Here is a 19,657-nt window from a genome sequence, read left to right on the forward strand (position 1 = left end):
TTCAGGCGAGGCCGAGGACGGCGGCGAGGGCGGCGCCCTTGGGGGTGGTCCAGTCGACGGCGAGTTCGGAGACGACCTGGGCGGTGGAGGTGATCACGGCTCCGGCCTGTTCCATGCGGCGCAGCGCGGCGTCATCGCCGATCTTGGTGAAGGAGGAGGAGGCGTCGGTGACGACCTGGACCTCGTAGCCCTCGTCCAGGAGCTGCAGGACGGGGAAGACCACGCAGACCTCGGTGGTGATGCCGGCGACGATGACCTTCTTGCGGCCCGTCGCGCGCACCGCGTTGGCGAAGTTCTCGTCGTGCATGGCGTTGACGATGCCGGCCCGCTTGATGCGGTCGGCGAACTCCTTGGGGGCGATCTCCTCCAGCTCCGGAAGCAGCGGACCCTGGATGTTCTCCTCCATGCTGGAGGTCAGCACCAGCGGCATGTCGGTGTTCACGGCTATCTTCGCCAGGCTCAGCGCCGACTTCTTGACCTCCTCGACATCGTGGGAGTGGGTCCACGCGATGGTGCCGGTCTGGTGGTCGATGAGCAGCATCGCCGCGTTCTCGGGGGTGAAGACGTCCTTGTGCATGAGCTTTCTCCTGCTTCCTGGGGAGGTAAGGCGCCATTTCGTTGACGCATCACCTTTATACATGACGCATCAACAACCTGGCAAGCGTCTATGTCTAGACACGATGTCCAAGGTGGGGTGAACTGGGGGTTACGCAGCACGAAGGCCGCGCCGGACGACCCGGCGCGGCCTTGTCATCGGTCCGTTGACGATGCTCAGCGGGGCGCCATGCGGATGGCGCCGTCCAGGCGGATGGTCTCGCCGTTGAGCATGGCGTTCTCCACGATGTGGGCAGCGAGGGCGGCGTACTCCGAGGGCTCGCCGAGGCGGGCGGGGTGCGGGGTCGCAGCCTCCAGCGCGGCCTTCGCCTCGTCGGGCAGCCCGGACAGCAGCGGGGTGCGGAACAGACCGGGGGCGATGGTGTTCACCCGGATCTTCAGCTGGGCGAGATCACGCGCGATGGGCAGGGTCATGCCGACCACGCCACCCTTGGACGCCGAGTACGCGGCCTGGCCGATCTGGCCCTCGTAAGCGGCGACCGAAGCGGTGTTGACGATCACGCCGCGCTCGCCGTCCACCTCCTCCAGCAGGCTCATCCGGTGGGCGGCGAGCCGGATCACGTTGAACGTGCCGACGAGGTTCAGCTTGACGACCCAGGCGAAGTCCTCCAGCGGGTACGGGCCCTTCTTGCTCACCGTCCTGCCGTTACGGCCACTGCCCGCGCAGTTGACGGCGATGCGCAGATCGCCGATTTCGGCCGCCTTGTCCAGCGCGGCCGTCACCTGGTCCTCGTCGGTCACGTCGGCGGGTGCGAACACCACCTTGTCGCCGAGTTCCTTGGCCACGTTCGCGCCGTCCGACGACGGCAGGTCCACGATCACCACACGCGCACCGCCGGCGGCCAGTCGCTCGACGGTGGCCCGGCCCAGGCCGGACGCACCGCCCGTGACGAGCGCGACGCTCTTGCTGATGTCCATAACGTTCCTCCGGGGAAGACAGGTAAATGAGGGGGTGTCAAAGTCGTTCGATGATCGTGGCGTTGGCCATGCCGCCGCCCTCGCACATGGTCTGCAGGCCGTAGCGGCCGCCCGTGTCCTCCAGTGCGTTGACCAGCGTGGTCAGCAGCCGGGTGCCGGAGGAGCCCATCGGGTGGCCCAGCGCGATGGCGCCGCCACGGACGTTGAGCCGTTCCGGGTCGGCGCCGAGCTCGTGCTGCCACATCAACGGCACCGAGGCGAAGGCCTCGTTGACCTCGTAGAGGTCGATGTCCTCGATGGACAGGCCGGTGCGGGCGAGTACCTTCCGGGTGGCCGGCACCACGCCGTCCAGCATCAGCAGCGGGTCGCTGCCGACGACCGAGAAGCCGTGGAAGCGGGCCCGTGGACGCAGGCCCAGTGCGGACGCCTTCTCCTCGCTCATGATCAGGGCCGCGGAGGCTCCGTCGGTCAGCGGGGAGGAGTTGCCCGCGGTGATCCGCCAGGCGATCTCCGGGAACCGGGCTGCCAGCGCCTCGTTCCGGAACGACGGCCGCAGACCGGCGAGGCCTTCCGCCGTGGTACCGGGGCGAACCGTCTCGTCGGTGCGGACAAGGGTCTCGGCGCCGTCCTCGCCGGTGACCGTCACGGGGACGATCTCCCGGTCGAACGCCCCGGTCGCGGCTTCGGCGGCCCGCTGGTGGGACCGTGCCGAGAACGCGTCGAGGGTCTCGCGGTCGAGCTTCCAGCGTGCCGCGACGAGCTCCGCCGAGATGCCCTGGTTCACCAGGCCCTCGGGGTAACGGGCGGCGTGCTGGGCCCCGTACACGCTCTTCCCGCCGAAGGCGAAGCCCATGGGGACCCGGCTCATCGACTCCACACCGCAGGCGATGACCACGTCGTAGGCGCCGGCGATGACGCCCTGTGCGGCGAAGGCGGCGGCCTGCTGGCTGGAGCCGCACTGCCGGTCGATGGTGGTGCCGGGCACCGTCTCGGGCAGGCCCGCGCTGAGCAGGGCGGTGCGCGCGATGTTGAGGGCCTGCTCACCGGCCTGCGAGACACAGCCCGCGATCACGTCGTCCACCAGGGCGGGATCGAGGTCGTTGCGTTCGACGATCGCCTTCAGGACGTACGAGAGCAGATCGGCGGGGTGGGTGCCGGACAGGATGCCGCCCGGCTTGCCCTTGCCGGACGGGGTCCGGACCACGTCGACGATGACGGCGGAACTCATGGCCGCCCCTTTCCTGTTGGAGTGCGGACGGGCGCGGTCATCGGCCCTCCCAGACCGGAGCGCGCTTCTCGGCGAAGGCCTGCGCGCCCTCCTTCGCGTCCCGCGAGGTGAAGACCGTCTCGACGATCGGCCGTTGCCGGTCGAAGCGTTCGTCGGCGGGCCAGGACCGGGACTCGGTCAGGACCTGCTTGCTGACCCTGGTCGCGAGCGGCCCGTTGGCCGCGATGCGGGAGGCGAGTTCGTGGGCGGCGGCGACCGCCTCACCGTTGCCGACGACCCGGTTGACCAGGCCGAGCTGGTGGGCTCGCGCGGCGTCGATCGGGTCACCGGTCAGGGCCAGTTCCATCGCCGCGGCCGGCGGGATCCGGTCGGGCAGCCGGACCAGGCCGCCTGCTCCCGCCACCAGGCCGCGCTTGGCCTCGGGAATCCCGAACCTGGCGTTCTCCGCCGCGACGACCATGTCGCAGGCCAGCACGATCTCGAACCCGCCGGCCAGGGCGTAGCCTTCCACCGCCGCGATGAGGGGCTTGAGGGGCGGTCCCTCGACCAGACCGGCGAAGCCCCGCCCGGGAACGGTGGGGTCCTCGCCCCGCAGGAAGCCCTTGAGGTCCATTCCCGCGCAGAAGACGCCACCGGCACCGGTGATGATGCCGACCGCGATCTCCGGATCGCCGTCCAGCTCTTCCACCGCCGCCGCGATGCCCTGGGCGACGTCCGCGTTGACGGCGTTCTTGGCCTCGGGCCGGTTGATGGTGATCTCCAGGACGGCGCCGTGCCGGGTGACCAGCACGGCATCCGCCGAGGTCGATGCCGTTGTACTCATCGTCATGCCCCGTCGTCTCAGAAGTAGCAGGGCATCACGCGGACGCCGTGGATGAGGTTGCTGGTCAGTAGTTCCGGCTCGCCCGCCTTGATGTCGGGCAGCTGGGTCAGCAACTCGCGGAAGATCGCCTTGAGTTGGGCCTTGGCGACCTGGTTGCCCAGGCAGTAGTGCGCGCCACCGCCGCCGAAGCTGACATGCGGGTTCTCGGGGCGGCTCAGGTCGTACCGGGACGGGTCCGTGAACACCTCGGTGTCCCAGTTGCCCGACGAGTAGAACATGACGACCTTCTCACCCGCCTTGATCGTCTGGCCGCCCAGTTCGACGTCGGCGACGGCGGTCCGGCGGAAGGTCATCACCGGGCTGGCCCAGCGGACGAACTCCTCCATCGCCTGATTGATCCGGCCCTCGTAGTCCTCCATGAGCCAGGCGCGCTGGCCGGGGTGATCGGTGAGGGCCTTCAGGGTGTGGCTGGTGGTCTGCCGCGTGGTGTCGTTGCCGGCCACGCACAGCAGGATGAAGAACGCGGCGATCTCCTCGTTGGTGAGCGTCTCGCCGTCGACCTCGGCCTGGACCATGTTGGTCATCAGGTCGTCCTCGGGCTTGTGGCGGCGCTTCTCGGCGAGGTCGAGCGCGAGTCCGCGCAGGTAGGCCTGACCCTCGTACAGCACGGCCATGGGGTTGCGCCCGGCGAGGAAGACGGGGTCGCCGGTCGACAGCAGCGCCTCGGCGGCCTCGGCGACCTTGTCGTGCTCCTCCTCGGGGATGCCGACCATGTACGACAGGGTGAGGATCGGCAGCCGGGCGGCGCAGAGGGCGACGAAGTCCGCGCCGCTGCCGGCGGCGGCCAGCTTCTGCACGATGGCCTTGGCGTTGGCCTCGATCAGGTCCTGGATCCGCTTGACCTGCTTGGGCGTGAACGCCGCGCTGACCAGCTTACGGATCTTGGTGTGCTTGGGCGGGTCCATCGCCAGGATGGACATGGACGCCTCCAGGACGTCCTGCGGAAAGGTGTCGAACAGGACGCCGTCGCTGGACACGAACACGTCGTTGCGACGGCTGACCTCGACGATGTCCGCGTGCCGGGTCACCGCCCAGTAGCCCTGGTCGGCCGGGTCCCGCGGCACGAAACTCAGGCTCTCGGCCGGCGCGTGCCAGGAGACCGGCCGCTCCGCGCGGAGCACGGCGAAGGCGCGCTCGCGTTCGGCCGAGGTGCCGGCCCAGAAGTCGCGGGAGGACAGGTCGATCTCGTCGTACGGTCTGGTCGTCGAGTCGCTGGCGGTCATGGCGTACCTCTTCAGGATGGGGCAGGGACGGTGCGGGGTTTCATCGGGTCCCGGCGCGGGCCAATTCACGGCGCTGGGCGGCGAAGGCGAGGGCGTCGGACCAGGTGGCTCTGCGGGCGATGAGGGCCCGGAACTTCATGATCTCCCTGGGCTGGTTCATGGCGAGGGCGCCGGCCAGCCGGTCGCCGGTGCGGTAGAGGGTCACAAACCGGCCTGACTCCACGTCTCCGAGCGCGAGTTGTGCCTCCTGCGCGTCGGGCACGCCGACGAACTGGATGCGGGCGTCGTACCAGTCCGACCAGAAGTACGGGACGGTCTCGTATGGCACGGCCGTGCCCGGGATCGCGGCGGCGGCGCCCGCGGCGGCGCCTTGTTCGGCGGCGCTGCTCCAGTGTTCGAGCCGCATGTACCGGTCGAACAGCGGGTTGAACCAGCGCACGACGTCCCCGGCCGCGTACACGCCGGGCAGTCCGGTGGCCAGCGTCGCGTCGGCGACCACGCCGTTGTCGATGTCCAGGCCGGAGCCGGTCAGCCACTCCGTCGCCGGTACCGCTCCGATCCCGGCCACCACGAGGTCCGCGGGGATCACGGTGCCGTCGGTGAGCCGTACCCGCTCCACCTTCCCGTCGCCCTCCAGCGCCGCCACGCCCACGCCGAAGCGCAGTTCGGCGCCGCCGGCCAGGTGCAGCGCCGAGCAGGCCTGCCCCATGGCGGTGCCGATCGCCCGCACCAGGGGGGTCGGCTCGGTCTCCACGATGGTCACCGGCAGACCGCGCTTGCGGGCGGCCGAGGCGACCTCGGAGCCGATGAACCCGGCCCCGATCACCACGACACGCGGTCCGCTCTCCAGGGCCGCGCGGACGGCGAGGGCGTCGTCCAGGGTGCGCAGCGCGTGCACACCCGCGAGCTGCCCGGCATCGGGGAACTGCCGCGCCCCGGCACCGGTCGCTATGACCAGGCCGTCGTAGGGGACCTCCCGCCCGTCCACCACGACGACCCGCTGAACGGGGTCCAGTTGCCGGGCGGGGGCGCCCAGCATGAGCTCCGCCTTCAGCTCGCCGGTGATCTCTGCCTCGGTGCGGTAGAACGGCGCCTGTGCCCCGCTCTCCAGGAACGCTTTGGACAGCGGCGGGCGGTCGTAGGGAAGGTGGTCCTCGGCCCCGATCAGGGTGATCGGGCCCTCGTACCCGGCCCGGCGGGCTCCTTCCACCGCCCGCAGGCCGGCCAGCGACGCGCCGACGACAACCAGTCGGCGCGTCACGGCTGGAGCCTCAGGGCCGCGGTCGGGCAGCCGTCCACGGCACGCCGCACCGCGGCCTCCATGCCCTCGGGGACCTCCTCGGAGAGCAGGTCCAGATCCCCGTTGTCGTCCACCTCGAAGACATCGGGTGCGAACGACTCGCAGATGCCGAGTCCCGTGCACTTGTCGCGGTCAAGAATGATCTTCATGGCTGTCTTCTCACTCACGTCGCCGGCAGCAGGACCGGCTTGACTACGTCGCCCTTGAGGCTGGCCTGCTCCGCCTCGTTGATCTGGTCGAGGGGGAAGGTCTTGACGAGCCTGTCGAACGGGAAGCGGCCCTGCCGCCACAGCTCGATCAGCTTCGGGACGAACACCTGCGGGACGGTGTCGCCCATGAGGATTCCGGTCACCGTGCGCCCGGGACCGAGCGCGTAGGGGTCGAGCGCCAGGTCGCCCTGCTGCACTCCGACCAGGCCGCAGACGCCGGTCGGGCGCAGGGCGTGGACCGCAGTGCCGATCACCGCCGGAAGGCCGGTGGTGTCGAGGCTGTACTGCGCGCCTCCGCCGGTGGCCTCCTGGAGAGCCGTCAGCAGGTCCTCGCGCGCTCCGTCGAAGGTGTGCGTGGCGCCGAGCTCCCGGGCGAGTTCCAGTCGGCCCGCGTTGAGGTCCACGGCGATGACGGTGGCCGCGCCGGCGATCTTCGCCGCCATCACCGCGGACAGTCCCACCCCGCCGGCGCCGAACACGATCACGCTGGAGCCCGCAGTGACGCGCAGCGAGTTCAGCACCGAGCCGGCCCCGGTCTGCACGCCGCAGCCCAGCGGGCCGAGCAGCTCCAGCGGCAGCTCCGGGTCGACCTTCACCGCGTTGCGCGCCGCGGCCAGGGCATGGGTCGCGAACGACGACTGCCCGAACCAGCGCGAGGCCACGGGCTCGCCGTCGGCGTCCCGCACCGGCGTCGCGCCGTCGACGCCGTGCCCGGTCAGGTTCCGCGGGAAGAACGTGTCGCAGTAGGCGTTGTGAGCCGACTGGCAGTTCGCGCACTCCCGGCAGGAGTCGTAGGAGAGCACCACATGGTCGCCAGGGGCCAGGCCGCTCACGTCCGGTCCCACCGCGTCGACCACACCGGAACCCTCGTGACCGGTGATGATCGGCGGGGCGGCCATGGCCCCGGGAACGCGCGGCATCAAGTCGGTGTGACAGACACCCGAGCCCACGATCCGCACCCGGATCTCACCGGGCCCCGGCTCCGCCAGCTCGAGCTCCTCGATCGCGTAGGGCGCATCCGGGGCGCGTAGCACCGCTGCCTTGATTCGCATGGTGATTCTCCTCATTGAGTCCGGTCTCGATCGCGGATGACGTGCGTGGAGAAGGCATGAGGGGGGCGGCGCTCATGAGGCCCTTCGCCTGGTCCCTCGCGGATTCGAGGCGGTGCGATTTCCAAAAGGTTAAGAAGGGGTGTTACATGCTGTCAATACACTGTCTCTAGACAGGGAGTCTAATTTTCTGCATGATCGACTGCCATCGGTACGCTGGCGGGACGACGAAGGAAGAGGGAGACCTAATGCCGACGGTGACGGGCGGAGCAGGGGCACGGCGCAGGAAGCGCCAGGCCGAGATGGAGCAGCTCCTGCTGGCCGCGATGGAGCGCCTGATGGGTGAGGGGCAGACGTTCACCGAGCTCAGCGTCGATCGGCTCGCCTCCGAGGCGGGAATGTCCCGTGCGACGTTCTATCTCTACTTCGAGGACAAGAGTCATCTGCTGCGCAGCCTCATCACCCGGGTCTTCGCGGAGATCATCGAGACCAGCCGCACCTGGTGGGACGAGTTCGAGCATCACGACATGGCCGACTTCCACACCTCGATGTCCGGGATGATCGCGACGTACCGCAAACACCAGTCGCTGATCACCGCCGTGATCGAGGTGGCGACCTACGACCCCGAGGTCGACGAGGCCTACCGCGGTCTCATTCAGGGCGTCCAGGACACCACGCAGGCCTTCATCGAGCGCGGCAAGTCCGAGGGCTCGGTCCCCGAGTCGGTGCCGGCCGAGGAGACGGCCGCCGCGCTGACGTGGATGGCGGAACGGACCGTGCACCAGACGGCGCGGGTGACCTCCCCCGACCACGACGGCCGCCTGGCCACGGCCCTGGCCCACATCTACTGGAGCACGCTGTTCGCGGGCTCGGATGACAACCGCTGACCAATCCAGCCCCTGAGGCAGGCGGTCAGCGTGACACGCCGGGCGAACGGGCAGGCCTCACCTGTACCCTCCCGTCACACCGGATGCACTCGTGCACGACACGAGGCACAGTCCCGGCGAACCGATCGACGCCATGACCATGCCTCCTGTCCGCACACCCTTGGTGCCGGCCAAGTCGGTCGGGCACCACGGGTGTTGCTCTAAAGCCAGCGGCCCAGAACGGGCCTTCCCTCGGTCCTCCCCCGGCCGGCCAGCCACCGCGTGACGTCGGCCGCGGAGCCGTCCACGACGGCGGGTTCACCGCCGAGCACGTCGACGACCCGCCATTCGTGCTCCCGGTCGTCCGGTCGGATCACGAACGCGGGGCCGCCGTCCCTGTTCTGCCGCAGGGTGGTGATGTCGGTGATCAGCGCGTCGAGCAGTTCGGCGGGAAAGTCCTCGAACCGGAAGCCGGTGCCGAGGTCGACGGTGTGGATCCACACCTCACGGGTCCGCAGCCAGGGAATCTCCGTAGCCGGTACCGTCCGGCCTTGCGCGGTGCGCACCTGCGCGCCCCACGCGTGCAGTCCGACCAGGTCGGCCCCCAGCCGCTCGTCGGTCTCCCGAACCAGGGCCCGCAGCCGGGCCGGCGGCAGGCCCGCACCGTGTTCGATCTCCGCGGCGCGCTGATCCGGGCCGCTGTACATCGGCGTCTCCTCGCCGGTGCGCGCCCAGTGCACGAGCCGGGACAACGCCGCCGCGTTGTAGGCGACATGGGCGACAAGATGGGCGACCGTCCAGCCGGGCAGGCCGACCGGCTCGGCCCAGTCGTCGTCCGGGAGCTTCTCCACCTCCGTGAGGAAGATCCGCGAACCCTCGTGCATCCAGCCCAGCCGCTGGTCGGGCACGGACGTCATCGCCGACCGCCGTCGCAGCGGATGATTGCCAAACTCACAGCGGGATCTCCTCAGGGAACGTGGAACTGGTGCGGATGATCGAGCCCGTCCCCGCACTTTACGGAGCGTCTCACGGCGGTTTCCGGGACGGGAAACCCTTTCTGCTCTGAGGAACACCGAGCCGGCCGCGGCGCTCAGAAGTGGCAGGGCATGGCCCGGACGCCGTGGAGGAAGTTGCTCGTCAGCAGCTCGGGCTCGCCCGCCTCGATGCCGGGCAGCTGGGTCAGCAACTCCCGGTACAGAGCCCGCAGTTGGGCCTTGGCGACCTGGTTGCCCAGACAGTAGTGCGTGCCACCGCCGCCGAAGCCGAGGTGGGGGTTGGGATCGCGGCTCAGGTCGAAGGTGTCCGGGGCCGTGAACACCTCGGTGTCCCAGTTGCCCGACGCGTACAGCATGACGACCTTCTCGCCGGCCAGGATCCGCTGACCGCCGAGATCCACATCGGCCGTCGCGGTACGGCGGAATGTGGTGATGGGCGTCGCCCAGCGGACGAACTCCTCCACCGCCGAGCCGATGCGCCCCTCGAAGTCGGCCGCCAGCCAAGCCCGCTGCTCGGGATGGTCGGTCAGCGCCTTCAGCGCGTGGCTGGTGCTCTGCCGCGTGGTGTCGTTGCCGGCGACCACCAGCAGGACGAAGACGGCGGCGATCTCGTCGTCGGTCAGCGTGTCGCCGTCGACCTCGGCCTGGACCAGGTTGGTCATCAGATCCTCCGCCGGTGCGCTGCGCCGCTTGGCAGCGAGTTCCAGCGCGAGTTCACGCAGGTAGGCCTGCCCCTCGTGCAGCACGGCCAGCGGATCGCGCCCCGCGAGGAACACCGGATCGCCCGTCGACAGCAGCGCCTCAGCGGCCTCGGCGACCTCGTCGTGCTCCGCCTCGGGGATGCCGACCATGTACGACAGGGTGAGGATCGGCAGCCGGGCCGCGCACAGCGCGACGAAGTCCGCGCCACTGCGGGCGGCCGCGAGAATGCGTACGACAGTCTGGGCGCCGGTGTCTATCAGGCGCTGGATCCGCTTGACCTGCTTGGGCGTGAACGCCGCGCTGACCAGCTTGCGGATCTTGGTGTGCTTGGGCGGGTCCATGGCGAGGAACGACATCGACGCCTCCAGCACCTCCTGCGGGAAGGTGTCGAAGAGCACGCCGTCGCCGGAGATGAACACGTCGTTGCGGCGGCTGACCTCGACGATGTCCGCGTGCCGGGTCACCGCCCAGTAGCCGTGGTCGTCGGGGTCCCGCGGCATCAGGCTCAGGCTCTCGGCCGGCGCGTGCCAGGACACCGGCCGCCGTGCCCGCAGAACGGCGAAACTGCGCTCGCGCTCGGCCGCGGTGGACGACCAGAAGTCTCGGGAGGACAGGTCGATCTCGTCGTAGGGCCGCGTCCGGGTGGTGGTGGCGGTCATGGTGCTTCCCTTGAGAATGGTGAGGTGGGTGGGGTGGGGTGGCGGATCAGCCCGTCCGCCTGGTCGATGAGGGCCTGGGCCATGGCGTGCAGGCGCGTGCCCATGTCCGCGGGGGCCTGGCCGGCGCCGGCGCGGGCGTTCGTGCCTTCCAGGACCACGGCGAGGCGGTAGCAGGCGAGGACGCGGAACCAGGTCAGTGCGTCGAGGTCCCGCCCGGTGCGGGTCGCGTAGTGCTCGACGAGGTCGTCGCGGCCGGGCAGCCCCGGTGCCGAGAGGTCCGCGCTCACGGGGTTGTCGTCGACGGGCCAGGTGGCGAGGAGATGGCCGAGGTCGAGCAACGGGTCGCCGATGGCGGCCAGTTCCCAGTCGACGATCGCCGCGACGGTTCCGGTGTCCGGACGCACGATCACGTTGGCGAGATGGAAGTCACCGTGGATGACGCCGATCTCGGCACTGCGGGGTTGTCCCTCACTCAACCACGCCGTGACGCGGTCCACCGCTTCGGGCTCGAACCCGGGATAGTTCTCGTACTTCCGGTAGGAGTCCAACTGGGCGCTCCAGCGGCCTACTTGGCGGGCGAGCCAGCCTTCGGCCCGGGCCGCGTCGTAGTAGGGCACGGTGCGCGGGTCGACCCGGCTCAGGGCCGCGATCGAGTCGACCATGGACAGGCCGAGCTGCCGCTGGAGTGCGGGGTCCTCGGACAGCGGGGCGGGCAGGCCCGCCGCCGGGTTCACGCCCTCGACGGGTTCCATGAGGTAGAAGGCCGCCCGGATCACGTCGGTGGTGTCGCAGGCCGCGATCAGCCGCGGATGGGGCACGTCGGTGCCGGCGAGTGCGGTCAGCAGGTGGGCCTCCCGCCGCATGGTCTCGTCGCTGCCCGCCCGCTTGTGCCGGGGCGGTCGTCTCAGGACGTACTCCCGCCCGCCACGCTCGAAGCGCACCAGCACGTTCTGCGTGCCGCCGGTGACGGATCGCACGTCGCCGATCCGGCCGCCGGGCAGCCCGTGGTCGTCCATCCAGCGGCTCAGCCGGTCCGCATCGAACAGCTCTCGGTCGACTGGTGGGGTGTCGGTGTCCGTCATCGCGCTCCCGCTCATGGGAGGCCTCCGTCCAGGCGCAGCACGGCACCCGTGGCATAGGAGGCTTCGTCGCCGGTCAGATACAGGGCCGCGCCGACGATTTCGTGCGGTTCGGCGCAGCGGCGCAGGGCCAGCGTGCTCGCCAGCTCGTCGCGTTCCTTCGGGTCCCAGGCCGCGGCGATGTCGGTGAGGACCAGACCGCACTGGATGGCGTTGACGCGCACCCGGGGTCCGAACGCCTTGGCCGTGCCCTCGGTGAGGGTGTTGAGGCCGGCTTTCGCGGCCGCGTAGGGCAGCGAGTACGGGTCGGGTCGGATCGCCGCCATGGAGCTGATGTTGAGGATCGATCCGCCGTCGCCCTCGGCCATGCGGGTGCCGATGAGCGCGGAGAGCCGGAACGGCCCCTTGAGGTTGACTCCGATCACCTTGTCGAACAGGGCCTCGCCGACCTGGTCGAGGCTGGGGTACTGCGGGGCGATCCCGGCGTTGTTGACCAGGACGTCGACGCGGCCGAACTCGGCGTACACGGCGTCTACGAGCGCGTCGCACTGGTCCCAGTGGCTGACGTTGCACGCGACGGGCAGGGCGCGTACGCCGTGGCGGAGGCGGACCGCGTCCGCGACCGCCACGCAGTTGTCGAGCTTGCGGCTGGCGACGACCACGTGGGCGCCCCGTGCGGCGTACGCCTCGACGAGCTCTCTGCCCATGCCCCGGCTGCCGCCGGTGACGACGGCCACCTTTCCGGCGAAGGTCATGCGTACTTCCGGAGTTCCGCGCGGGCCAGGGAGTTCTTGTGGACCTCGTCGGGGCCGTCCGCGATGCGCAGGGTGCGTGCGTTGGCGTACAGCTCGGCCAGGGGGAAGTCCTGGCTGACGCCGGCGGCGCCGTGGACCTGGACGGCCCGGTCGATGATCCGCTCGACCGCCGTGGGTACGGCGATCTTGATCGCCTGGATCTCGGTGTGGGCGCCGCGGTTGCCCACGGTGTCCATGAGCCACGCGGTCTTCAGGACCAGCAGGCGCAGCTGTTCGACCGTCACCCGGGCGTCGGCGATCCAGTCGCGGATGACGCCCTGCTCGGCGAGCGGCTTGCCGAAGGCGACGCGGGCCGTGGCCCGCCGGCACATGAGCTCGATCGCGCGTTCGGCCATCCCGATCGCGCGCATGCAGTGGTGGATGCGGCCGGGGCCGAGCCGGGCCTGGGCGATGGCGAAGCCGGACCCTTCCTCGCCGATCAGGTTCTCGGCGGGCACCCGCACGTTGTCGAGGACGACCTCGGCGTGACCGCCGTGCGCTCCGTCGGTGTAGCCGTAGACGGTCAGGCCCCGGCGGATCGTCAGGCCGGGGGTGTCGCGCGGGACGAGGATCATGCTCTGCTGGCGGTGCCGGTCGGCGTCCGGGTCGGTCCGGCCCATGACGATGAAGATCCGGCAGTTGGGGTTCATTCCGCCGGAGGTGAACCACTTGCGGCCGTTGATGACGTAGGAGTCGCCGTCGCGCACGATGCTGGTGGCGACGTTGCGGGCGTCGGAGGAGGCGGTGTCGGGCTCGGTCATCGCGAAGGCGGAGCGGATCTCGGCGTCCAGCAGGGGGCGCAGCCAGCGCTGCCGCTGCTCGGCGCTGCCGAACATCGAGAGCACCTCCATGTTCCCCGTGTCCGGTGCCGCGCAGTTCAGGGCGGCGGGCGCGATGATGGGGCTGCGGCCGGTGATCTCGGCCAGCGGGGCGTACTGCAGGTTGGTCAGGCCCGCGCCGTGCTCGCCGGGCAGGAAGAGGTTCCACAGTCCGCGCTTGCGCGCCTCGGCCTTGAGGTCCTTGAGGATCACGGGCGGCGTCCAGGGGTCCTCGCTCGTGGCGAGCTGGTGGTGGAACTCCGGTTCGGCGGGATAGACGGAGGAGTCCATGAAGTCGAGCAGCTCGGCTCGCAGTCGCTCGGTCTCGGCGTCGTAGGAGAAGTTCACGGTCGCTCCCGGTAGGTGTCGTCTTCCGCCGGCTTGGCCGACTTGTCGGCGATCGGATGCGCATGCGCCTGGTAGAGGCCGTCGAGCGTGTCCTGGTGGCGTGTCTCGATGGCGGAACGGCGGAGCTTGAGCGTGGCGGTCAGCGTGCCGTCGTCGATGCTCCATGGCTGTGGCAACAGCTCCCAGCGCTTCACCTGCTCGGCGCGGGAGAGTTGGCTGTTGGCGTGCTCCACCGCACGGGAGACCTCCGCCCGGACGGCGGGGTGGGCGGCCAGCGCGGCGTCGGTCAGGTCGTCGGCGTCGATGCCGTGTTCCTCGCGCAGCCAGGTGCGGGTGAGCGTGGGGTCGAGCGCCAGCAGCGCCACGACATAGGGCCGGCCGCTGCCGTGGGCCAGCGCCTGCGCGATGAGTGGCGACAGGGTGAGCAGGGACTCGACGGCGACGGGGCTGACGTTCTTGCCGCCGCTGGTGATGATGACTTCCTTCTTGCGGCCGGTGATCCGCACATTGCCGCGGGCGTCGATGTCGGCCAGGTCCCCGGTGCCCAGCCAGCCGTCGGCGTCGGTGACCGGCACGAGGGTGCCGTCCGGCTGCAGGTAGCCGGGCGTCACCTGCGGCCCGCGCACCACCAGTTCACCGTCGGCGGCCACCCGCAGTTCGACTCCGGGCATCGCCCGTCCGACCGTCCCCGGCTCGAAGTCGGCGGCGCTCGACGAGGTGATCGCGCCAGCCGCCTCGGTGCTCCCGTAGACGTCGACCAGTGGAAGGCCGTACGCGCTCAGTCTGGCCGCGACGTCGGGCGGCAGCGGTGCGCCGCCGGTGAACGCCACCTTGAGTTCGCCGAGTCCGATGGTCTGCAGCGGCGTGGCACCGGACCGGTGTGCAGCGGCGGCCTCGTCCAGCTCACGGAGCATCTTCTCCCAGATGCGGGGCATCGACTGCAGCACGGTGGGGTGCGACCGTGCGATGACCCGGCCCAGGGCTTCCTGGCGGGGGCTGAACGAGATGATCCCGCCGGTGACCAGCGGGATGTAGATGCTCGTCTGCCGGTCGACGATGTGCGCGAGGGGCAGGTAGCTGATGGTGCGGTAGGGGCGCGGGGAGTGCTCCGTCGTGGCGAATCCCGAGGCGACGGTGCTGATGTTGCGGTGGGTCAGCGGCACCGCCTTGGGCGTGCTGGTGGTGCCCGAGGTGAAGATGATGGCGGCGATGTCGTCCGGGGTGGCGCAGGTGGCCCGCTCGGTCACGGCGTCCGGGTGCCGGGCCAGGAGCTCCCGGCCCCGGGTGAGGGTGTCGGCGTAGCTCTGGGTCCGGATTCCCGACGGGGCGGCGGGGACGCCGGAGTCGAGGACGATGACCCGGCGCACGCCGGGCGAGGCCAGCGCGAGTTCCCATTGCTCACGCTCTGCACGGCCTTCCAGCACCACGGTGGCGATCCGGGCGTGGGCGGCCTGGGCCCGCACCTGCTCCGGAGCCAGCGTCGGGTAGAAGGTACTGGGCACCGCGCCGGCGTGGAGCACGGCCTGGTCGGCCAGCCAGTGCTCCGGACGGTTCGCCATCATCAGCGCGACCCGCTCTCCCGGTGAGAGACCGGCGGCGATGAGGCCCGCCGCGAGCGTGTGCACGTGCGCCCGGACGGCTTCGCCGTGCAGCACGCACCAGCCCGACGAGTCGGCGGCTGGGGTGTCCCACTCCGGTGCCGGAGAGAGATCGTCGGCGAACCAGGACAGGGATGGCGGATCTTGGGACTCGGTGAGCAGGTCGGTGAGTGTCCGGCCGGCCGATGACGGCATTGTCATGGCTGTTCCTCTTGGCTGGGCGTGTTCCGCGGTCGGCAATGTCGCTGGGCGAAGAGGGGGTGCCGCCGTGCCGTGGTCGTCGGTCACGGCGGCGCCTTCCGGATCAGTTCTGCCAGAACGTCTTGGACAGCTTCCGGCGCTGCTCGCGCTTGTCGCGGTCGCGGAAGTCGCGGACGCCCTCGGTGAGGGCGCGCCCGATCCACTCCGACTCCAGCGCCAGACCGAAGTCGATGTTGTCCGCGCCGTACTTGAGGTACTTCTTGGTGCGCTCGACGACCCGCGGCTCCTTGGCGAGCATGACCTCGATCAGCGACTCGACCTCGGCGTCCAGCTGCTCCGGCGTGGTGAGGCGGTTGATCAGGTCGTAGCGCTCGGCGGTCTCGGCGTTGAACAGCGCGCCGATCAGGTTCCACTCCTTGGTCTTGCGACGGCCCGCGAACCAGGCGAGCCGGTTGGTGCCGCCCCAGCCCGGGGTGATGTCCCAGTCGATCTCCGGCATACCCCAACGCGAGCGGTCGGTGGCCACGACGAAGTCACAGACCAGGGTCAGTTCGAGGCCGCCGCCCACCGCGATGCCGTCGACCTTGGCGATGGTGACCTGGGTGAGGTCCTCGATGATCTTGGCGGTCTCCTGGTACAGCCGGATCTGCCGGCCGATGCTCTCGTCGGGCCAGTCGCTGAACTCGGACACGTCGTCGCCGGCGCAGAAGGTGTTGCCCGCGCCCTGGAACACCACGACCCGGCACTCCACGTCGTCGCGGATCTCCCGCACCGCCTCGTTCAGCTGCTGGGACAGATCCCGGTCGAGGGCGTTGTGCACCTGCGGTCGGTTCAGCGTCAGCGTGGTGACGGGTCCGGACTTCTCGACGATCAACTTCTGCTCGGTGCTCATGCCGACCTCCCTGAGGTAGTTACTTGCAAATCGAGACTGGCTTGCAAAACAAGACCTTAGGCAGGGACGGGGCGCGGCGCAAGTGTTAGATTCGAGATCGCGTCAGGCGCTTTCCGGCTAGGGGGACTTCACGGTGAACGACATCGGCGAGCGCCCCGACGCCGTCTACCTGACCTCGCAGGCGGTCGGCAACGCCTGGTCATGGCTGGTGATGCGGGAAGCCGTACTGCACGACGTACGGCGGTTCGGCGAGTTCCAGAGCCGCCTGGGCCTGGCCCGCTCCACGCTCAGCGCGCGGCTGTCCCAACTGGAGGAGGGCGGACTGCTCACGCGCGGCCCGGAGCACACGAGCTCGGCGGAGGAGTACCGGCTCACCCCGGCCGGCGAGGACTTCTTCGACTGCCTCATGGTGGCGATGGCGTGGGCGGACCGCTGGTACTTCGCCGACACGACTCCGCCGCTGCGGGTCACCCACCGGGTGTGCGGCGGCCCGGCGGCGCCGGAGTTCCGCTGCGCGGTCTGCCGGAAGGTGGTCGTGGCGCAGGACATGACCGCGCTGCATCCCGAGCGGAGGCTGGGCGTCACGCGGCTGCCGGGGCAGTACCACCGGGCCCCGGACTACCGGCTGCTCGAACGCAACCGGCCGTGTTCCATCGCGCGCTCGCTGACGGTCATCGGGGACTGGTGGAGCACCATGGTCGTCCGCGAGGCGTTCTTCGGGGTACGCCGCTTCGACGAGTTCCGCAGCAACCTCGACGTGTCGACGAACATCCTGACGACCCGGCTCGCCCACCTGGTCGAACAGGGAATCCTGACCAAGGTGCCGTACCAGAGCAGGCCGATCCGTCACGAGTACCGGCTGACGAAGAAGGGGCTCGACTTCTACCCCGTCCCGCTGGCGGCCATCGTGTGGGGTGAGCGCTGGAAGAACCCGGGCGAGCCTCTCGTGCCGCTGCGGCACACGCCGTGCGGGGAGTCACTGCGCCCGGTCCTGAGCTGCGGCACGTGTGCGGCGCCGCTGTTGCGGGCCGACGTCGACGTGGCTACGTGAGGACGGGCGGGGCGCGCCGGCCTGGGGAACTGGGTGAGCAACTCCAGGAAGACCACGGGCAGTTGTGTCTTGGCGACCTGGTTGTCCAGGCAATGATGGGCCCCCACCGCCACCTAACCCGACATGCGGGCTGCTCGGCGCGTCCGCGACGTTGTCGCGCTCCTCGTCCGGGATGTCGAGCATGTCGCCGAGGGTGCGCACGGGCAGCTTGGCGGCACACTCGCTCATGAAGCCGGCGCAGTCACCGGCCTCGACGAGACCCACGAACGACTGCGCCTGCTCCACGATGTCCTGCGGGGAGACGTCGAACATGACGCCCTGGCCGGAGACGGTAGACGGTTCGCCCTCACAGAACGCCGTGCCGCGGGCATCCGCTCTGCGGCACGCCCGCGTCGGACCCGCTCAGAAAGAGGCTTCGGCGACCTCCATCAGGGAGTCGTCGGTGGACTCGGCGACGCGGAGACGGACCGCCAGTTCCGGCAGCACCGTCCGGGCGAAGAACTGGGCGGCGGCGATCTTGCCGGCGTAGAAGCTCCGGTCCGCCTCCGGCACATCCGCGGCTTCGAGACGGCGTACGGCGACCTGGGCCTGGCGGATCAGCAGGTAGCCGACCATCAGGTCGCCCATGCCGAGCAGCAGGCTCGTCGTGTTCTGCCCGACCCGGTGCACCGCCCCGGACCGGTGGACGTGCCGCAGCTCGTCGACCATCGCCTGCACGACACGCACAGCGTCGCCCAGGGCGGCCGCGGGAGCCGTCAGGTCGTCCTCGCGGACGGACTCGGCGAGCCCGAGTATCTCGGCGCACAGGGCGCCGAACGCCCGCCCTTCGTCGCGGACGATCTGGCGGAAGAAGAAGTCGTTGCCCTGGATCGCGGTGGTGCCTTCGTAGATGGCGTCGATGCGGGTGTCCCGGACGTACTGCTCCAAGGGATAGTCGCGCAGGTAGCCCGAGCCGCCGAGAAGCGTCAGCAACTGACCGAGCAATTCGTACGACCGCTCGGAGCCGACGCCCTTGACCACGGGCAGCAGCAACTGGCTCCGTGCCATGTCCGCGGACGGATCACCGCCCGCGTCCCGGCCGACGGCGATCCGGTCCTGCACCGTGGCCGTGTAACTCACCAGCGCCCGCAGCCCTTCGGCGTACGCCTTGGCCAGCATCAGGCTGCGGCGCACCTCGGGGTGCCGGATGATCGCCACCCGGGGCGCGGTGGGGTCGGACGACGACGCCAGGTCGGCGGACTGGATGCGCGTCCTCGCGAACTCCAGGGCGTTGAGATAGCCGGTGGACAGGGCCGCCATGGACTTGGTGCCCACGTTCATCCGGCTGTGCTCGATGAGCTGGAACATCTGCGCGATGCCGTGGTGCACCTCACCCAGCAGTCGGCCGACGGCCGGCTTGCCCGGCTCCTGGCCGAAGCTGAGTTCGCAGGTGGCCGATCCCTTCAGCCCCATCTTGTGCTCGATGCCGGTGGCGAAGACACCGTTGCGGGCCCCGAGTTCACCGGTGTCCGGGTCGACGTGGAACTTCGGTACGACGAACAGGGACAGGCCCTTGGTGCCGGGTCCTGCGCCGACCGGGCGGGCGAGCACCATGTGGACGATGTTGTCCGCGAGGTCGTGCTCGCCGTTGGTGATGAAGCGCTTGACGCCCTCGATGTGCCAGGAACCGTCGTCCTGCGGCACGGCACGGGTCCGGATGGAGCCCACGTCGGAACCGGCGTCCGGCTCGGTGAGCACCATGGTGGTGCCCCAGCCGCGGTCGACGACGAGCTGGGCGAGGCGGCGCTGCTCCTCGGTGCCGTTGCGGTGGATCATCCCGGCGAACGCCGGGCCGGACAGGGCCATCTGCAGGGCCGGGTTGGCGCCCTGCAACAGCTCCGAGACCGCCCAGACCAGCGTTCTCGGCGCGACCTGGCCGCCGAGTTCGGGCAGGGTCTCCAGGTTCCACCACTCGCTGGCCCGCAGCAGGTCGTAGGACTTGCGGAACGCCTCCGGCAGGGTCACCGAGTGGGTGACCGGGTCGTACACCGGCGGTTCCCGGTCGGGGACCGAGAAGGTGTCGGCGAGCGGCCCTTCGGCCAGCGCCGCGACCTCGATGATGATGTCGTGGACGATCTCCGCGTCGAAGTCGCCGTAGATCCCGGCGCCCAGGTGTTCCCGGGCGTCCGGCATCTCCAGCAGATTGAACAGAAGGTCACGGATGTTGCTCTTGAAATGGCCGGACATCGC

18 protein-coding genes are annotated in these 19,657 nt (G+C 70.1%); 2 read left to right on the top strand and 16 right to left on the bottom strand.

What is annotated here, in order from left to right:
* Position 1 precedes the first annotated feature (1 nt).
* From ACGFW6_RS20630 to ACGFW6_RS20665, 8 genes are all read right to left on the bottom strand, one after another.
* Positions 2–577 carry an isochorismatase family protein gene (locus ACGFW6_RS20630; RefSeq protein ID WP_393511534.1) on the bottom strand — a complete coding sequence of 192 codons (576 nt, stop codon included), beginning with the start codon at positions 575–577 and terminating at the stop codon, positions 2–4.
* Positions 578–771: 194 nt separating this feature from the next.
* Positions 772–1,533: a 3-hydroxyacyl-CoA dehydrogenase gene (locus ACGFW6_RS20635; RefSeq protein WP_393511581.1), complete on the bottom strand. Its 762-nt coding sequence runs from the start codon at positions 1,531–1,533 to the stop codon at positions 772–774.
* A gap of 37 nt (positions 1,534–1,570) precedes the next feature.
* Entirely contained in the window at positions 1,571–2,761 is a 1,191-nt protein-coding gene (locus tag ACGFW6_RS20640) for a thiolase family protein (RefSeq protein WP_393511584.1), read from the bottom strand.
* Positions 2,762–2,798: 37 nt separating this feature from the next.
* Positions 2,799–3,584 carry a crotonase/enoyl-CoA hydratase family protein gene (locus tag ACGFW6_RS20645; protein WP_393511587.1) on the bottom strand — a complete coding sequence of 262 codons (786 nt, stop codon included), beginning with the start codon at positions 3,582–3,584 and terminating at the stop codon, positions 2,799–2,801.
* A 17-nt stretch (positions 3,585–3,601) separates the two neighbouring features.
* On the bottom strand, positions 3,602–4,867 hold the full coding sequence (locus ACGFW6_RS20650; protein ID WP_393511590.1) for a cytochrome P450: 1,266 nt from the start codon (positions 4,865–4,867) through the stop codon (positions 3,602–3,604).
* A gap of 40 nt (positions 4,868–4,907) precedes the next feature.
* A complete protein-coding gene (locus ACGFW6_RS20655) occupies positions 4,908–6,128 on the bottom strand; it encodes an NAD(P)/FAD-dependent oxidoreductase (RefSeq protein WP_393511593.1) in 1,221 nt (406 codons plus the stop codon).
* The gene (locus ACGFW6_RS20660) at positions 6,125–6,316 is read right to left on the bottom strand and encodes a ferredoxin (RefSeq protein WP_393511596.1); all 192 of its coding nucleotides are present in this window, start codon (positions 6,314–6,316) and stop codon (positions 6,125–6,127) included. The genes ACGFW6_RS20655 and ACGFW6_RS20660 overlap by 4 nt, the downstream gene beginning before the upstream one ends.
* 14 nt (positions 6,317–6,330) lie before the next feature.
* A complete protein-coding gene (locus ACGFW6_RS20665) occupies positions 6,331–7,428 on the bottom strand; it encodes an NAD(P)-dependent alcohol dehydrogenase (protein WP_393511599.1) in 1,098 nt (365 codons plus the stop codon).
* A gap of 245 nt (positions 7,429–7,673) precedes the next feature.
* Between ACGFW6_RS20665 and ACGFW6_RS20670 the strand changes: the two genes are divergently transcribed.
* Positions 7,674–8,312, top strand: coding sequence for a TetR/AcrR family transcriptional regulator (locus ACGFW6_RS20670; protein ID WP_393511602.1), 639 nt, complete (start codon positions 7,674–7,676; stop codon positions 8,310–8,312).
* Positions 8,313–8,512: 200 nt separating this feature from the next.
* Here the strand turns inward: ACGFW6_RS20670 and ACGFW6_RS20675 are convergent, their stop codons facing one another.
* The 7 genes from ACGFW6_RS20675 to ACGFW6_RS20705 all read right to left on the bottom strand — a co-directional run bounded on the left by ACGFW6_RS20675 (position 8,513) and on the right by ACGFW6_RS20705 (position 16,377).
* The gene (locus tag ACGFW6_RS20675) at positions 8,513–9,208 is read right to left on the bottom strand and encodes a maleylpyruvate isomerase family mycothiol-dependent enzyme (protein WP_393511605.1); all 696 of its coding nucleotides are present in this window, start codon (positions 9,206–9,208) and stop codon (positions 8,513–8,515) included.
* 173 nt (positions 9,209–9,381) lie between these two features.
* Positions 9,382–10,647 (bottom strand): cytochrome P450, encoded by a 1,266-nt coding sequence (locus ACGFW6_RS20680; protein ID WP_393511608.1) that lies wholly within the window; start codon positions 10,645–10,647, stop codon positions 9,382–9,384.
* A complete protein-coding gene (locus ACGFW6_RS20685; protein WP_393511611.1) occupies positions 10,644–11,744 on the bottom strand; it encodes a phosphotransferase family protein in 1,101 nt (366 codons plus the stop codon). The genes ACGFW6_RS20680 and ACGFW6_RS20685 overlap by 4 nt, the downstream gene beginning before the upstream one ends.
* Positions 11,741–12,481, bottom strand: coding sequence for an SDR family NAD(P)-dependent oxidoreductase (locus ACGFW6_RS20690; protein WP_393511614.1), 741 nt, complete (start codon positions 12,479–12,481; stop codon positions 11,741–11,743). The genes ACGFW6_RS20685 and ACGFW6_RS20690 overlap by 4 nt, the downstream gene beginning before the upstream one ends.
* Positions 12,478–13,686 carry an acyl-CoA dehydrogenase family protein gene (locus ACGFW6_RS20695; protein WP_393511617.1) on the bottom strand — a complete coding sequence of 403 codons (1,209 nt, stop codon included), beginning with the start codon at positions 13,684–13,686 and terminating at the stop codon, positions 12,478–12,480. The genes ACGFW6_RS20690 and ACGFW6_RS20695 overlap by 4 nt, the downstream gene beginning before the upstream one ends.
* The gene (locus tag ACGFW6_RS20700) at positions 13,683–15,485 is read right to left on the bottom strand and encodes an AMP-dependent synthetase/ligase (protein WP_393511620.1); all 1,803 of its coding nucleotides are present in this window, start codon (positions 15,483–15,485) and stop codon (positions 13,683–13,685) included. Before ACGFW6_RS20700 ends, ACGFW6_RS20695 begins: the two co-directional genes overlap by 4 nt.
* Before the next feature lie 103 nt (positions 15,486–15,588).
* Positions 15,589–16,377 carry an enoyl-CoA hydratase/isomerase family protein gene (locus ACGFW6_RS20705; protein WP_393511622.1) on the bottom strand — a complete coding sequence of 263 codons (789 nt, stop codon included), beginning with the start codon at positions 16,375–16,377 and terminating at the stop codon, positions 15,589–15,591.
* A gap of 133 nt (positions 16,378–16,510) precedes the next feature.
* On the opposite strand from ACGFW6_RS20705, the gene ACGFW6_RS20710 reads away from it, so the two are divergent.
* Positions 16,511–17,428, top strand: coding sequence for a winged helix-turn-helix transcriptional regulator (locus tag ACGFW6_RS20710; RefSeq protein ID WP_393511625.1), 918 nt, complete (start codon positions 16,511–16,513; stop codon positions 17,426–17,428).
* A 402-nt stretch (positions 17,429–17,830) separates the two neighbouring features.
* Here ACGFW6_RS20710 and ACGFW6_RS20715 read toward each other — a convergent pair whose 3' ends face one another.
* Positions 17,831–19,654 carry an acyl-CoA dehydrogenase gene (locus ACGFW6_RS20715; RefSeq protein WP_393511628.1) on the bottom strand — a complete coding sequence of 608 codons (1,824 nt, stop codon included), beginning with the start codon at positions 19,652–19,654 and terminating at the stop codon, positions 17,831–17,833.
* Positions 19,655–19,657 lie beyond the last annotated feature (3 nt).

The organism is Streptomyces sp. Y7 (assembly GCF_043195415.1).
Classification (GTDB): Bacteria; Actinomycetota; Actinomycetes; order Streptomycetales; family Streptomycetaceae; genus Streptomyces.